The 14,749-nt window shown below is 63.1% G+C and carries 16 protein-coding genes; 8 read left to right on the forward strand and 8 right to left on the reverse strand.

Features of this window, described 5'->3' with window-relative positions; translation table 11 throughout:
• Window positions 1-469: 469 nt before the first annotated feature.
• Window positions 470-1,405: a hypothetical protein gene (locus KBZ15_RS06765; RefSeq protein ID WP_255014434.1), complete on the forward strand. Its 936-nt coding sequence runs from the start codon at window positions 470-472 to the stop codon at window positions 1,403-1,405.
• Window positions 1,406-1,505: 100 nt separating this feature from the next.
• Here the strand turns inward: KBZ15_RS06765 and KBZ15_RS06770 are convergent, their stop codons facing one another.
• The 8 genes from KBZ15_RS06770 to KBZ15_RS06805 all read right to left on the reverse strand — a co-directional run bounded on the left by KBZ15_RS06770 (window position 1,506) and on the right by KBZ15_RS06805 (window position 9,297).
• The gene (locus tag KBZ15_RS06770; protein WP_255014435.1) at window positions 1,506-2,057 is read right to left on the reverse strand and encodes a sigma-70 family RNA polymerase sigma factor; all 552 of its coding nucleotides are present in this window, start codon (window positions 2,055-2,057) and stop codon (window positions 1,506-1,508) included.
• Window positions 2,058-2,097: 40 nt separating this feature from the next.
• Entirely contained in the window at window positions 2,098-3,804 is a 1,707-nt protein-coding gene (locus KBZ15_RS06775) for a terminase (RefSeq protein WP_255014436.1), read from the reverse strand.
• Window positions 3,804-4,373: a hypothetical protein gene (locus KBZ15_RS06780; protein WP_255014438.1), complete on the reverse strand. Its 570-nt coding sequence runs from the start codon at window positions 4,371-4,373 to the stop codon at window positions 3,804-3,806. The genes KBZ15_RS06775 and KBZ15_RS06780 overlap by 1 nt, the downstream gene beginning before the upstream one ends.
• Entirely contained in the window at window positions 4,373-4,924 is a 552-nt protein-coding gene (locus KBZ15_RS06785) for a crossover junction endodeoxyribonuclease RuvC (protein WP_255014439.1), read from the reverse strand. Before KBZ15_RS06785 ends, KBZ15_RS06780 begins: the two co-directional genes overlap by 1 nt.
• The gene (locus KBZ15_RS06790) at window positions 4,924-5,328 is read right to left on the reverse strand and encodes a hypothetical protein (RefSeq protein WP_255014440.1); all 405 of its coding nucleotides are present in this window, start codon (window positions 5,326-5,328) and stop codon (window positions 4,924-4,926) included. The genes KBZ15_RS06785 and KBZ15_RS06790 overlap by 1 nt, the downstream gene beginning before the upstream one ends.
• 81 nt (window positions 5,329-5,409) lie before the next feature.
• Window positions 5,410-6,138 carry a hypothetical protein gene (locus KBZ15_RS06795; RefSeq protein WP_255014441.1) on the reverse strand — a complete coding sequence of 243 codons (729 nt, stop codon included), beginning with the start codon at window positions 6,136-6,138 and terminating at the stop codon, window positions 5,410-5,412.
• Window positions 6,139-6,468: 330 nt separating this feature from the next.
• Window positions 6,469-9,084 (reverse strand): DUF3987 domain-containing protein, encoded by a 2,616-nt coding sequence (locus tag KBZ15_RS06800; protein WP_255014443.1) that lies wholly within the window; start codon window positions 9,082-9,084, stop codon window positions 6,469-6,471.
• A 33-nt stretch (window positions 9,085-9,117) separates the two neighbouring features.
• Window positions 9,118-9,297, reverse strand: coding sequence for a hypothetical protein (locus KBZ15_RS06805; RefSeq protein ID WP_255014444.1), 180 nt, complete (start codon window positions 9,295-9,297; stop codon window positions 9,118-9,120).
• Between the two features lie 183 nt (window positions 9,298-9,480).
• On the opposite strand from KBZ15_RS06805, the gene KBZ15_RS06810 reads away from it, so the two are divergent.
• From KBZ15_RS06810 to KBZ15_RS06840, 7 genes are all read left to right on the forward strand, one after another.
• Window positions 9,481-9,981, forward strand: a complete 501-nt coding sequence (locus tag KBZ15_RS06810; protein WP_255014445.1) for a hypothetical protein — start codon at window positions 9,481-9,483, stop codon at window positions 9,979-9,981.
• 62 nt (window positions 9,982-10,043) lie between these two features.
• A complete protein-coding gene (locus KBZ15_RS06815; RefSeq protein WP_255014446.1) occupies window positions 10,044-10,757 on the forward strand; it encodes an XRE family transcriptional regulator in 714 nt (237 codons plus the stop codon).
• Between the two features lie 85 nt (window positions 10,758-10,842).
• Window positions 10,843-11,796, forward strand: coding sequence for a hypothetical protein (locus KBZ15_RS06820; RefSeq protein ID WP_255014448.1), 954 nt, complete (start codon window positions 10,843-10,845; stop codon window positions 11,794-11,796).
• Window positions 11,793-12,029 carry a hypothetical protein gene (locus tag KBZ15_RS06825; protein WP_255014449.1) on the forward strand — a complete coding sequence of 79 codons (237 nt, stop codon included), beginning with the start codon at window positions 11,793-11,795 and terminating at the stop codon, window positions 12,027-12,029. The genes KBZ15_RS06820 and KBZ15_RS06825 overlap by 4 nt, the downstream gene beginning before the upstream one ends.
• Window positions 12,019-12,621, forward strand: coding sequence for a hypothetical protein (locus tag KBZ15_RS06830; protein WP_255014450.1), 603 nt, complete (start codon window positions 12,019-12,021; stop codon window positions 12,619-12,621). The genes KBZ15_RS06825 and KBZ15_RS06830 overlap by 11 nt, the downstream gene beginning before the upstream one ends.
• Window positions 12,621-12,893, forward strand: coding sequence for a hypothetical protein (locus tag KBZ15_RS06835; protein ID WP_255014451.1), 273 nt, complete (start codon window positions 12,621-12,623; stop codon window positions 12,891-12,893). The genes KBZ15_RS06830 and KBZ15_RS06835 overlap by 1 nt, the downstream gene beginning before the upstream one ends.
• A complete protein-coding gene (locus KBZ15_RS06840; RefSeq protein WP_255014453.1) occupies window positions 12,890-13,696 on the forward strand; it encodes a BRO family protein in 807 nt (268 codons plus the stop codon). The genes KBZ15_RS06835 and KBZ15_RS06840 overlap by 4 nt, the downstream gene beginning before the upstream one ends.
• Window positions 13,697-14,749: the final 1,053 nt, after the last annotated feature.

Here is a 14,749-nt window from a genome sequence, read left to right on the forward strand (position 1 = left end):
TTATGATGAGCATATTTCTCGTCGCATCAAACGTGACAGTATAGGTGCGTCCATTAGAGATAATCTCTTGACCCGAGTTCATTGGCTTAAAGTGGAAAGATTATCGTTTACCAGCCTACTCGCGCCCCACGCAACCAATCACTGTGGACGACTGAGCTCTTTCTTGCTTGCATAGGCATAGCCTTTGTCAGACTACACTGCATTTTTCAATTCCTGGTTTTTAGGCTACTACAACAAATAGGATCGCCATCCTAAACCAAGGGGATTCTTATTAGAAATCAATTGGCTTTTGATGATATTTTTTACCTACCTGTTATTGCTTCTAACAAGCCCTTCTAGCGGACAGCCCACCTGCTGAGGCTCTCAGCGCCGCCACCTATGGATCCCTGGCTACCTCCCAACGGCAGAGTTAGAAAGAGTTAAAGTCGAAAGCACGATGAGCACTCCACCTACCAACCAATTGTCATACATGGCACGCAAGGCAATTTGCGGCTCACTAGAATCTGGCGACTACATCACAGCACTAGAAAGCGCCCAAAGCATACTAAGCTGGAAAGCCTGCCAGGCTAACCCTGAGTTTCTGGCTCAAGTTGTATCCATTATTACTTTCTGCGGACCCCAAGCCGACAAACAGCGCAGAGAAAGAATTCGCGTCGAAGAACAGCAGAGACATGAGCGTGAGTTAGAGATAGCTAAAAAAGTTGAAGCGAAGGCGAAGGCAGAGTTACTAAGAGAGCAGACCATTGCAACCTTTGGTCCATTGGCAGAGAAATATGGAGTGTCGCGCGAAGATGTACTAGAAGGATGCGAGCCTTCATTTATAGTTTTAGTGCTGCAAGAACTTGAGGAGACAGGGAAGCTGCAAGACGCTCACGTAAGATGGCTCTTGGATAATCGCTTTTATTTGATAGTAGCCAACTATCTTTACGCAGAGTTTCTAAACCATGGGGATGCCTGGAATCTCGCAAAGGCTGGCCGTTACTTTAGGCAAAGTGGTTATCCCAATGCAATTGTCGAACGCGTAAGCGACGATATCGTTTATTGTATTCAAGACAATAGGGCTAGAAGTGCTGTGCTCACGAATAGGGGCGGCGCGAAGCGTGACCTAAGCGACCTTGAAGGAGCAAAAAATGATGGATTCGAGGCAGTTAATGTAAGCCCTCAGAGCTTTCATCCACACAACTTGCTTGGAGCAACTTTTTATCAGATGGGTCAACCCACATTGGGCGATCAACACTTTGAGAAGGCAGAAGCTCTAGGAGCAACCCCGAAGCAGCAAGAGTATGAGATTAAGTCTGCACTCAAGATGTCAACGCCAGAGGCGCGCGAGGCAGTCATAATGCACCTCTTGGCGAAGGACCCGATTAAATATGCTTGGGTCTCTCAATATCGGGGACTCTCTTAATTCCCCTTCTAACATCAAGATGCAGAAGATGGGAGCATAAGCTGGGTCCCTTCATAAAGCTTCTAACCACTACTGATCTTGGCATTCCCGAAAACACCTCTCACTCCAATGATTCATCGGCCATGCTAACCGTCATCGCCACCACGCGCACTGAGCAGGCCGCTGCGATCTCAGCCCAACGTTCTGGTGTGAGCCCCAACTGCTTGGGGATCTGATCAGCGGGTATGCCCTGCCGCAGCAACTTCTGCCCCCTGGCATGCAGCTCCCGCCAGCGGCCCGGCACCGAAATCAGAAACCCCTTATCGCGCAGGTAGTGGGTGATCTCACCGTTCACGAATGGTCTGGCGTAGGCGATGAAGTTGGAGCTGCTGCGGTTCACCCGCTTGCAGTCGTAGCGGCGTGAGGCCTTGATCAACCCAATTGCTGCCAGCTGCTCGAGGTCTTCTTTGGGGTGGCCGGTGCGGCGGGCGTAGTTGGCCGCCACCTTGGCCGCAAACGGCAGGTGTTCCACCACCAGAGCATCAGCAGCGCCGTGGGGCGAACGGTTAGGTCGCTGCCGGCAGCAGTTGGAGCGCCGTGGGGCAATGGCGCTGTTACCCGTAGGCGCTGGCTGCAGCGGCCGAGGGCAGTGTTTGGGGGAGGTAGGGCTCATGGCAGGGCGGCAGTAAGGAGTAGGGGGCTATGCCCCCCCATCAGCGGGAGAAGAGCAGCGGTCTTGTGGCAGTGCTGCCGCTGCCTCGCCAGTGCTGGTTTTGCAGCCAGATCACCCCCTGGCAGAAGGCATCCACCAGGTCGTCATGGGCGGCATTGGGAAAACCCAGCAGCTCTGTGATCAAGTCGTCGTTGCCAGGGCAGAAGCCCAGTTGGCCTGCTTCCAGCAAGGGTGCGACGGCATGGGAGCGGCTGACCTTGCTGCCTGCTGGCCGCACTGCGATCAGCCCAGGGATCTGGCGCTGGAGCAGCTGACAGACCGCCGGGCCATTGGCGGCGTCTTCTATCAGCACGGCATCAGGCGTCAGCCCCCGCTGGTTGAGGTCAGCCAGGGTGTGGGTGAGGAACTTCACCACCCCCGGTAGATCGAGCCGCTGGTGCTGGCTCCACAGCACGGTGATCGCAACACCTGGGGCCTTGCCTGCCGCCGGGGCAGTTGATGCTTGCGCAGGGGATGGCGGTGTGGGTGGCAGCAGTGCCGCGCTGCGGTGCAGCTGCAGGCCCTTGGCCCGGGCGTCCGCGGCTGGAAGACGACTGCTGCAGTCGCTGTGAAGCCCCAGCAGCACAAAGCCGCAGTAGTCGTTCCCCTCCCCTCCCTTGAAGCTCAGGTCGCAGCTGAGCACCAAGGGGCACAAGCTCTGCTGGCCCTGGGCGCGGCGCAGCCACTGCCGCTGGAACAGCAAACCCTCTGCTGGTGATGGCCGCTGCTGGTAGAGGGCATTCCACCAGTAGCTGCCAGCGCGGATCTTGATCTCCTCCAGCTCAGCCAAGGGAAACCGCTCGGGGCAGAGGGGCTCACCGGGTAGACGCCAGTCCGGCTCGAGCGTGCAGGTGGCCGGGAAGCTGAGCCTCTGCTGGGGCGGTTCACAGGTGGCCGGCAGGTTGAGCACATGCCAGCGCTGCGGTGCGTCGCCGTTTTCCTGCTCCAGCAACCAGCCGATCAGGTCGTCCTGATGCCAACGGGTCAGCACCACCACCTGGGCTGCAGATCCAGCCCCCGGCCTCTCTTGCTCCTGCTCTTCTCCCTGCCCAGCACTTGGGCCCTCATCTGCAACACCCCATCGCGAAGGCCCCTGTGGGGCCCCGGGCTCGGCGCGGGTCAGCCAGACGGACTGGAACCACTCAATCAGCTTCTGGCGTTGGCCGGCGGAGTTGGCATCTTCTGGGCCCTTGTACGGGTCATCGATGATCCCCAGGGCATAGCCCTTGCCCGTGAAGGGCCCGCGCACCCCAGCAGCAATACAGCCACCGCGATCAGGTGTGAGCCAGTTGCCAACGGCGGTGGAGTCTTTGGAGAGGGGATGACCAACCGCGCGGTAGTAGTGCCTCGCCTCCCGGCTATGGGCATAGGCCAGCTCGGCTGAAAAGGAGGCGATGGCGCAGAAGCGGCTCGGATAGCGACTCACCCAATAGGCGGGGAACAGTTTCGAGACCAGGAGCGATTTGCCCAGCCGCGGCGGACAGCAGACGATCAGGCGATTGAGCTGGCCATCAGCAACGCGTTGCAGCAGGGCGATCAATCGCTCGGCCCAGGTGTGGAAGGCGTAGCCGGGATAGGCGGCCACGATGAAGTCCCGAAAGCTCTGCTGGTCCTGCTGCTGGGCTTGGCTGCGGTGGGGATCGGGAACATCCAGCAGGCCCCAGTCAGCCCAGAGGTCGGTGGCTGGATCGAGCAGCAGGCCAGCCATCAGAGCCTGCCCCCGGGCACCGATTCAGGTGGTTTGAGTGGTGCCCGCAGCATCCCGCCGATCTCGGCGATCACGCGGAAGGCGCCAACGGCTGCCGAGAACTGGTCGGCAGCCATGGCCCGGCGGGCGCACTCATTAAGGGCAAAGATCTGTTCTGCCTGGTGGCGGCGCCGATCGGAGATCAGCTCCTCGACCATGCGCTGACGAGCAAGGTTGAGGTAGCGATTGACTGTCTGGATGTTGCGCACCCCCCAACTACTACGAGCGTTCTCGACAATCGCCACCAGTGGCTGGCGTTGCGCAATCCAGAGCTGAGCTTCTGCTACCCGCCGTTCCACCTCATAACGGGAGGGCCTGGGAGCCTGATCTGGATCACGGCTCTTACGGGGTGGATTGCCCCGCCCGATCGGTCTGCTGGGATCCACACCCTCAGGGCTGCCAGTCGGGTTGCCGTCATCGTCTTCTGTGTTTGCTGCCACCCGCAGCAGCTCGATTGCATCGGCTGGCGTCTGTTCTTGAGATGAGCTCAGCAGGGAAGGCCGGCTGCAGCCATGGCGGCGGGACACCATCAGCGCGCACCGCCAGCGGTAGCGATCGCCCAATGGAGCAGGGCAAGGGCATCGGCCTCGTTGTCATCCACCGGGCTGTAGCCCAGCTCGCAGATGGCGGCGATCACCGCCTCCTTGCTGGCGTTGCCCCTGCCAGTGACGTGCCGTTTGATGGTGCCCACTGGCACCCCTTGGTAGGGAATCCGGTGGTGCTCGCAGAAGGAGCCGAGTTGGCCGAGAAAACCGCCATAAGCATGGGCGGCATCGACGCCGGAATGACGCCGGACCTCCTCAAACACCACCTGCTCAAAAGCCAGCCCACCAGAAGCACCGCCAGACTGGCTCAGCTCTGTAAGCCAGCGATGGAAACGTAGAAAGCGCATGCCGCCTCCCTCAAAGCGTTGGGGAGTGAACGGCTGGCTGCCGCTGCAGATGTGCCCGCGCGGATCCAGCAAGGCCCAGCCGGTGCGGGTACCCAGATCAAGCGCCAGCAAGGCCGGTCGGCCCGGCGTTGCTGCGGGCGTGCAAGGCGCTGGCAGCGACTCGTCAAGCAGGGCAGCGGAGCTGTTCATCAGGCGCCGGGCAGCTTGATCGTCCAAAACGAGCGCCCGTGACGCCGGGTCGCGGTGCCGTCACCCTCGGCGACCTTGCGGGCGAGCTTGAGCTGCTGCTCCATTGCCAGCACTGGCTCGGGATAGCTGAACAGCTGCCGGCCTGGGCTCCAGGAGAAGGCGGTGTCATTGAAGTGGAAGGCGGTGTCCACCTCGCCGCGCTCATGCAGCTGTTGCAACTGATCAAGCAAGGCATTGAGCTGATCGTCGAGGGAGCGCTGCTGGCGCTTGATGGCGACCATGGCCGCGAGCAGGCGATCGATCGCTTCCTCGCCCTCACCAAGGGAGGCGATCAGGGCATCAGCCATTGGCGAAGGAGCGCCCCCAGAAGGATCGGCAGAGCCCACTACCTCCGACTGGATCATGGCCGACTCAGCAAAGGAAGCAACCATAGTGCCTCAGGAATCTGAGGAGAGCTTAGCGGCTCAGCAAGTAAGCCTCAATGATCAGAACGGCCAATGCGACTCCGCGTAGGCGGTGTAAGCCGCAGCCCAAGCGACGAGACAGTCCTGCCGGCTGTAAAGCGGGGAGAAGCTAGTGGCCCCCGGCCGGCACCAGATCGTCTGGCCGTAATCGATCCAGTGGCCGTGGCTCCACTCCAGGGCCATGTAGCCGCCGAGCTGGGCGCGGGTGCAGTAGGTACTGCCGTTGTGTCCAAGGCTCTTGAGATCCGCCAGCACCCGCGCCGACCCACTCACCCCCTGGGGCCGGCCGGTGGGGATAGGGAGCTGGTCATCGAGGAAGGCGGTGTCGTAGGTGCCGGCGACATTGCGGATGAGGCAGCAGGTGGCGCGTTCAGAAGCGATCACCTCCACCTGGTCCCAGCGCAGATGGGTCAGCAGCGGCTGGATCCAGTCGGCGTAGTCGCCAGCGGTGAGCTCACCAAGTTCGGCCAGGGGATCGGCTTGCTTCCGCGAAGCCGGCTCTTGATCGGTTAGCCGAGTTGCGGCGACCGGCCGCCTGGCCGTGAGGAAGAGCTCCATCGCCCGGTGGCAGGCATTGCCGCGCGGTGCCCACACCTGCCGCGTCGCCTCGATCCGCCCCATGGCGAACTCCCCTTTGCCGTGGGCCAGCACCCCAGTGATCGAGACCGGAAAGAGGTGGTCACCTAGCCAGTAGCGGTGCTCCGGATCGCGGCGTACCAGGCCAAAGATGGGGGAGAGCCAGGTGGTCATGGGTGGGTTGCTGAGATGAGAAGGGGTGATGCAGCTCGAAACGTGAAGGGCAGTGCCCGGAGTTTGCCGATCATCCGGCGATTGCCGACATGGGAATCGGCAGTCAGATCGATTGCGGCACAGCCGATGTCGCTGATTGCCGATTTGCCGATTTGCCGACACCACCCATGCGTGTCAGTGGCATGAGCCCTTAGGAAGCGGGAAAACAGCGCTGTAGAAGCAAAAGGATCGGCAAACATCATCTTTTCCTTCTCTTCTCTTCTGCTGCAGGGGATTTCGTTGCCGATCGCTTATCGGCAAACTGTCGGCAAGGGATCGGCAAATCGGCAATCACGGCAGTTCTCCGGTCGCCTTGTAGGTGGGTGTCCCCCTCTTGCTGTGCTCCACCTCGCCAACGCCGAGCTCGGCCAGAGCGTCCATCGCGGCCGCCGCAACTGCGGAGTCGATGTCACGGCGCTGCGCTTTGGTCAGTCGCTTGGCGATGTCGTGCCAGGAAGCAGCACCTTTGGCGATAGCGATGCTGTGGATCAACCGCATCAGATCGTTGGCGCCCTCAGCCACCTTTTGATGCAGGCCCATCGTCCAGGTGTTGATGTGATCGCCGAGGACACATGCCCGCTCCATCAGCTCGACTGACACCTGCTGGCTGTGGCAGCCATCGGCGCAGGCCTGATGCAGCAGGTGGAGCAGGGCTGCGATGCGAAGCGCTTTGCCGGCGGCCTTGCCGATCAAGGCACCCTGGGCGGGGATGGTGGTGCGGTGCACGTCCGCCTGACAGCGGGCCTCGTACTGGACGAAATAGCGGCGCGCCTCCGGCGCCAGCGCCAGGGTGAGGCGGGGCCGGGTGTAGGCAAAGCGGCAAAGCTTCTCCAGCAGTTGGCTGGCCCAGCTGGCTTCCTGCTGCTCCTGCTCTGTTTCAAATTCCGGCAGCGGCACTACCCGCTCGGGGAGGGGAATAAACAGAAAGCGTGCCCAGAGCCCCGAGGCGTCGCCGTTGGCCACGAGCGCCTCGAGGATTGCCGGCTGGATCGTGCCGCAGATCGAAAGCTGGCAGCGTTCGTAGAAGCGACCACCACCGGCCTTGGTGATACGCAGGGAGGAAAAGCCAGAGCCGTCGTAGGCCTCCAGCAGCTGCTCCTCATCTGAGCCACGGCCGGAGCGGTAGGCATTGAGGTTGCCAAACATGCCGGCCAGCTCATCGCGATGGATCAGCAGGCCAAGTCCCCGTTCCTCCTGTAGCTGCAGCTGTTCCGCCAGCGCCTCGGCGGTGAAGTCCGAGACCATTAGATGGACCGCCCTGGGTTCGGCTGTGCGCTCGCTGGCTTTTACGGCGCGGTTCTGCTCCTCCCATTCCCTGTAGGCGCGCTTGTTCTGTCTGGCCAGATCGAGACGTAGCTCCTGCAGCGGATCCAGCACCAGCAGGCGGGAGACAGGCGTTTTCTTGGCGCCGGAGCGTGCAACGAGAGCGCCGTAGAGATTGAGCGGCACCCAGTAACTGGCGGCTTCTGATGCAACGACCTGGGAGCCGAGCTTGACGACGCCTGATACGGCAACGAGAAAGCACATCAGCGCTGTGACGTCATCAGCCGGCAAGGAGCGGCAGCGGATGCGCAGCGCCGCCGCAAGTGACGGCGGGCAGAGCCACTCGAGGGTTAACGCCTGGGACAGATCACGGCGATCCTGCGCCGCTTTGATCGTCGCCACCTCTGAAGCGATCGCTTGGGCCGCGTCCTGTTCGGCCTCGATAGTGCGCAGCAGGTTGCGCAGGTCATAGGCACTCCGGTCTGAGAGATCGGCGAGCTCAAGGACCAGGGCCTCTAGGTCCTGGCGTGAGGCGCCATCAGTAACGGCGCGCTGCAGCCGCTCGCGCACCTGCTCGAGCTTGAGCGTGGCGCTATAGGCCTGTATCGCTGGCTTGACGGCGGGCGCCTCTGGTGCTGATTGACGATGCGGCAGCGGCCGCTTGGCCTTGAGGTCCGAACGGCTGATGTCAACGCCCCAGGTCTCGCGCAGGAAAGCCCAGGTGGAGCCAGGGCTGATCTGCTTTGGTGTGCTCTGGAAGTAGCAGGGCAGATCGCGGATCTCCCTGCAGCAGGTCTCGGCGAGCAACTGCTGGGCAACAGCGGGGCCGAGGTCGATGTGCAGGCGCATCGCCAGCTTCATCAGCTGCTGGTACTGGCCGGCGCCATGACGGAAGGGCGGAATCTTGAGCAGCGTCTGGCGCAGCGTCTCGAGCGGCCGCGGGGGTAGATCACCTAAGAACCCATCGTCCTGGGCCAAACGCTGCAGTTCCTCTGAGGCTCCGGACTCCAACGGCGGGTCGGCGAATTCATCGGGCTGCACCCATTGCGCCACCTGCTCTAGGGAGTAGCGGAGGCCGGAGGCGCTGTAGATGGTGGTCATGCCCAGGGCGGTGCCAGCAGCGCCGATGTAGCTGCCGCCGGGCAGGCGCATCACCCGCGAGGGGTTGCGGATGGTGGAGTCGGCGCCAGTGATTTCGATCAATGCGGCCTGAATGGGAATCCATTCGGCCGGGGCGATCGGCTCGTTGAGCACCCAGTAGAGGTGCGCCGACTTGCCGCCGGTGGTGATCGAGATGGTGGGTTCCCCCAGCCCATAGCGCTGCCAGGCGGAGAGCTGCCAGGGAACGGGCCGGTCATCCCATTCCAGGAAAAAAGCGCGGCAGGCCGTGATCTGGGCGTCGTTGTCGCCGCCGTCGTTGATGACGAGATAGACGCCCCGGCCGTCCTGCTGCCAGCGATTAGCGGCGGCCAGGTCATAGGGACCCTTGCGGGCCTTGATCCCTGAGGGGCGATGTTCCGGATGCCACTTATTGGGGTTTTCGCGGTGGGGGAAGGCGCGCAGGCGAGCGCTAGCTGGCTCCTTGCCCAGCAGGGAGAGGAACCGATCTGCCTGCGCCGCATCGATCGGCGGCACGTTCAGCACGGCAGCGGGATCGATGGACCTGCGAGAGGGCCATCACAGGCCATCGGTCTGCTTTGTGACGGCGACCTGGGCCTGCTCCTGCTGGATAAGGCGATCGAGAACGATGCGCAGAACAGCGGAGCGTGAAATGCAGCCTTGAGCGCGGCGGTGATCAAGCCACTCGAGCTGGCGCTCGGTGATCACCACGGAAACGGGTTTTACAGGGGCGAACACAGAAGGCAGGCGATGGGACGAGAACAAGTCGAGAGATTAAGCCTGTCCTTAGGAGGCTGAGCCATTAAAAGCCCCGCAAGAAGCTGAACTGGGCCTGGGTCGGCGTCAGAACCATTGCGGGGCCTGGGCTGCGCATGATTGTGAAGACTCTTGCAAGCTCAGCATCCCAAGGCAACAGGCAGGGTGGAGCAAGACCTGCCGATCCGCTGCCGAGCAGAAGAGGTAACTGCGCAACTGCGGCTGGTGCTGGCGGGGATGCCGTTCCTGGCGGAGCGGTCCTGGCAGGAGGTGGGTTGGGGCCGGCTGCGGATCGAGCTGCTCAGCCTCTGGAGGATCGAGCTGCTGCTGGAGCCAGGCCTGATGGTGATGGCTGCGCCAAACAGCACCGGCGACGTTGCCCTGTCGCGGGTCGAGCGGGCCGCTGCACCTGATGGCCGCTGCTGGGTGTACGGCTGCCAGCGCGATGACTGGACGCTGGGCCCCGCTAGCCAAGTGGTGGAACCGCTGCAGTTCCTGAGCGCAGAGGGACGCTCCGCACTCGAGGTCTTGCTGCGAGGAGCCAGCTGCTGGCCCGAGCCGATCAGCGCAGAGCCGCAGGCTCCAGTGGTGCTGCTGGAGGAGCGGATCCGCCCCAAACCGCGGCGGCAGCGCAGAGCCAGGAGAAGGCTCGCCGAAATTCCCTGATTTGCCACTGGCTTTAGTGGCTGAGCCGGTCTTAGAGTTTGACCACTAAAGCCAAGGGGACGATGGCGAGCATGTTTCAGGCCTACGTAGACAGCCAGGCTGCAGCGCGGGAGGACTTCGGGCGCATGCTGCGTCTCTGGCGCGAGCGCAACGGCTGGACCCAGTACACCGCTGAGCGCTGGGGCCGTGAGGCCGGCTTCCGGACGGTGTCGAGCGGCAATATCTCGATGGTGGAGCAGGGCAAGGCTGGGGATCTGCGGGCCCAGGCCCATTTCCAGCTGGCCGATGTGAACCGGCGCATCGCGGAAAAGGACTGGGGTGCGCTCAAAAGCCAAGAGATCCGCCAAGCCCTGGCGGAGGTAACACCGATCCGCGGCGACGACGGCCAGGTGTGGGGACCAACCGAGTTCTGGAGCTGCTATGTGGGCCTGCTGCCAGTACCGGAGGCCTTCCGGCGCCCGGTCAACGAGCCGATGCCGGAGGTGAGTGGTGATCTGGCGGCAGAGCTATCGGCTCAGTGGCAGCAGCAGTTCACCCAGGAGGCCAGCCGCCGCGGCCTCGATCCAATCGAGACCTTGCAGGGCGTGGCCCGGCAGGCCCCGGCCGCCCAGCGCAAGTCGCTGCGGGCCGTGCTCGCCTCCTTCCGCGACTACGAGGCCGGTGAGCTGACAGAGCTGTGGGCAGGTGAATGGCTGCCTGAGCGCTGGATTCGCCTTTGGAGTGAGGGACTAGAGCCCGCAGGCGGCGGCGAAGATGGCGAAAAGCCGGTGCCGTAACGAAATCCTGAGCGATGTGTTGCGGCTCAGGGTCCTGAGCCTCTAAGGTGCCAGGAGTGCGGGCGTCGGTCCCGCCTTCATTGCCATGTCACCCATCACCGCCGCAGGACCACCTGCTGACGGGCGGCCCGCCGCAGGGCCAGCGCCTGTCCATCGCGAGGGCGCAGCTGCTCCAGCCGCCCTGCTCCAAGAGCAGCGGGCCGCTGAATGCGAGCTAGCCGCTGCCCTCGCCCGCTTCCAGTCGGAAGTGACTCCAGCTGCCGAAATGTCGCTGCCTGCAGTGGTAGAAGCAGCCCGCGGCGCCTTCCGCCTGGGTTTTGCCTACACCTCCTGCCGCTGCCTCGATGACGACGGCCAGCCGCTGCTGGAGGTGACGGTGCTGCACCGCGGCGGCGATCAGCTCAGCAGTCAGGTGCGTCTGAGCGCCGAGCAAGCAGGAGAGGAGTTCAACCAGGCGGCACGGCTGCTGGCGCAGCTGCTGGGCATCCCGGTTCTTTCTGTGACCGAAGAGGCTCAGCCCTCTAAGGCTGAGGTGTTACATACTGATGCTCCGGCCCCTGCTGCGACTGCCGTAACGGCGGTTACGCCCGCAACGTTGCCCCCGTCACAGCAGTCTGAGCAGGAGACGACCAGCGCGGCTACGCCGACGCCAACGCCAGCACCGGCTTCCAGGCCAGCCGCAGCGACCAAGTCTCCCGAGCCCACCCCAGCGATCGCCGCAATCACCGACCCCATCGGTCCCGGCTCCCCGGATGCCCCTGGCACCGAGGAGTCCCTCCGGCCCCTGGGGGATGAGGAGAGGGAGACGCTGCTGGAGATGGTCCGTTCCCTACGGCCGGTGGAGGCAAGGCGTCAGTTCCAGATCGCCTTCCGCCATCACTTCAAAGTGTCCAAGGAGGCGCGCAGCATCGCCGGGTTCATCACCCAGAAGCGGCACAAGGATTTCATCGATCGCTTTGAGCGCGAGCTAGCCGATCTGCCCCCCGCGCCGCCAGAAGCAACGCCAGCACCGGCACCGGCGCCAGCGGAGGGCGCATGAGCGAGAGCACTCCCTCCCAGCGCAATCGCCGCCCGCGCAGCTATGGCGAGCGCCCCTCAATCAGCCAGGTCCGTCACTACTTGCAGGTGATGGTCTACGGCGACTGCCATCAGCAGCTGCGGGAGCTGATGGAGCGCCACAACCTCTCCGCCAGCGGTGCGGCCCATCACCTGATGCGACTAGGCGCGGGCCTCGATCCCCTTCCACCTCTCAATCAGCACCATGACCACTGAAATCATCTATTCCCCCCTGGCGGAAGTGCGCTGGGCCCACCTAGTGGAGCCACGGCAGCAGATGGACCCGGAGAAGCCGCTGGCCTGGTCGGTCGATCTACTCCTCCCCCTGGGAGAGGCCACCAGCCAGGCGTTCCTCGAGAAGCTGGAGCGTCAGTTCATCGAGGCCCACGGCAGCAAGAAGCGCCGCAGCGACAAGGGCGAACCGTGGAAGCTCGACAAAGAGCAGCCCAGCCAGCTGATGGTGGTGAAGTTCAAGGCGCAGCAGTTGACGCGCCGCGACGGCTCCCAAGCGAGCGGTCCGCGGTTGATCGACGCCAGTAAGCAGCCCTGGAATGGGGCATCGATCGGTAACGGCAGCCGGCTGGTGATCGCCTACGTGATCCATGCCTGGGACCGCCCCGAAGGGGTGGGCATCACGCTCATCCCCCGTGCTGCCCAGGTGGTGCACTACGTGCCATATCAGGAGAGCGATCCCACCGAGGGATTCGCCGAGCAGGAGGGCTACAGCCAGGCAGAAGCAGCCCTTGTTGGTGCTGGGGCTACTGGCGGCTACGACGAGTTCGCCAGCGACGAGGAGGTGCCGTTCTGATGGCCAACCTCCGTTCTGGCGGGGTCAACCGTCGCCCGTCCCCTCAGCTGCCGGCCTTCTGCCGCAGCCGGCGGCAAATCACCACCACCGTGCGGGTAAGCAGCCTGCAGCAGCTGCTGTGGTTGCTGTGGCTTGTGCTGGCGCTGCAACTGAGCACGATCCTGCTGCTGCTCGCAGGCCCGGTGCCAGCTCCCCGGAGGCCGCAGGCAGGAGCACCCCTCGCCACCACTGGCGCAGCTGGCGCCACTGTCCACTCGCCTTCTCAGCTATGAGCAGCACAACCGCTCTGGTGCCCTATTCCTTTGAGGGGAACCGCATTCGGGTGAGCACCGATGAGCACGGTGAGGCCTGGTTCGCCGCCGCTGATATCGCCGCCGCCCTTGGCCAGCAGCCGATCGCCAGGGGGCTGGCCAACATGCGGGAGGAGGAGCACTGCCTCTATTCCCAGGAAGGCCCCGGCAGCGAGGGTTGCACTCTGGCCCTGATCAGTGAGGGCGGCCTACTGCGCCTGCTGCTATTAGGCGGCAGCCTGACGGCCTGGCGGATGCGGCGCTGGCTCACCCATGAGCTGCTGCCCGCCCTGCGCCCCCAACAGGTCAAACCAAGGGCCCACTTGTCAGGCCCGGCTGGGGAAAAGAGCCAGACCGTGCAGGCGGTGTTGCGGCTTGCCGAGGAGATCATCGAGCTCACCGGCGCCGGGTACTCCGATGCGCTCCTCGCTGCCATTGAGGACATCGAGACCAGCACCGGCCTCCACCTGGCCCCACTGCAACAGCTCCTGCGCGACAGCCACTCTGCGGTCTCAGCTCATCGGCCCGGTCAGCAGGGTGGTGCGTCAGTCGAGGCACACCTGGATGCAGAGCAACTAGCCGAGCGGCTGGGCCGCACGATCCGCGATACCAACCGCAGCCTGGCCGCCTCTGGTCTGCAGCTGCGCAACACAGAGGACAACTGGCAGCTCACAGAAGCTGGCCGCGACTGGGGTATCGCCCTGCCGCGCTGCAGCCGCGGCGAGCACCGGCAGCAGATCGTCTGGGATCCGGCGGTGGTGGCGTTGCTGCAGGGGGAAGGGTGATGTCAGACGGCATTGCTCTGGTCGGCCTACCCCCCGAGGGGCAGTGCGGCCTGTTGGCTGCTGTTGCCGTGAGGTCCGGCTTGGCGCAATTGGTGGCCCAGAAGTCGAATGTGAATCTCCGCTGTTGCAGGAGAGGCGGGTGATGGTGTTTCCAAGAGTTCGTCCCAGCCGTCCGCAGCCCCCTGCCAAGCCAATCGAACTAGCCCATACCCAGGAATGGGCTGATGCCCGATCAGCGGGTTCGCTTCTCGGTGTGAGCGAGAAAACCCTGGGTCGCTGGCGCAAGGCCGGCTTGTTCCGGGCTGGGGTGCATTGGCGCCGCAAATTCCCAAGCATCAATTCACCAGTTCTGTATCACTTAGAGCGCTGTAACGAAGCAATGAATGAAGCGACAGCCCGTACGCCCCATCTCCTCGAGAAAAACTGAGCCTTTCAGGCACGGCCACGAAAGCCCTGATTCAGTCCGTTACTGGACCAAGGCCTTTTGTTGGAGTGGACCAGTGACGCCCTGAGAGGGGTCCAGCAGGGCTTGTAGGGAATGAAGCCGCCAGTCCTGCTGGTTTAGCTGTGTCCCGCTGCCAGAACTTGAATCTTGAGGAAGGCGGTGCCTTGTGGCTTTGCCCACATCTTGCCCACAAAGCAGGGGGCCTATCGGTGAAAAGTCAATCGGGGCGACAGGATTCGAACCTGCGACCTAGTGCTCCCAAAGCCTGAGGCGAGCACTGTCGTGAACGGAGATTCCGCTTCAGAACTGGCTTCCTGACTGGAGCTGACCGACCCTGATCGGGCAGCTTCAGGTAGTTTTGTGCGCAAATTGTGCGCATTTCGTGCCGCCAGCCCGCCCTTCCGAAAAGTGGGAAGTTGGCTTGAGAGCCAACATCCGCTCCAACACCGCCACGGGCTGGTCCGTTCGCAACGACCGCGGTCGCACTCGTCTGCTGGTTCGAGGCCGCGTCCCTTTGCGTGGTGTAAAACCCGAGGCCCGAATACCCTGATCAGAGGGTGAACAGGGTGGAATGACGGGCTGTCATTCCGGAGGCGCAGATGCACCTC

Source organism: Cyanobium sp. BA20m-p-22 (assembly GCF_024346275.1).
In the GTDB taxonomy this organism is placed as follows: Bacteria; Cyanobacteriota; Cyanobacteriia; order PCC-6307; family Cyanobiaceae; genus Cyanobium_A.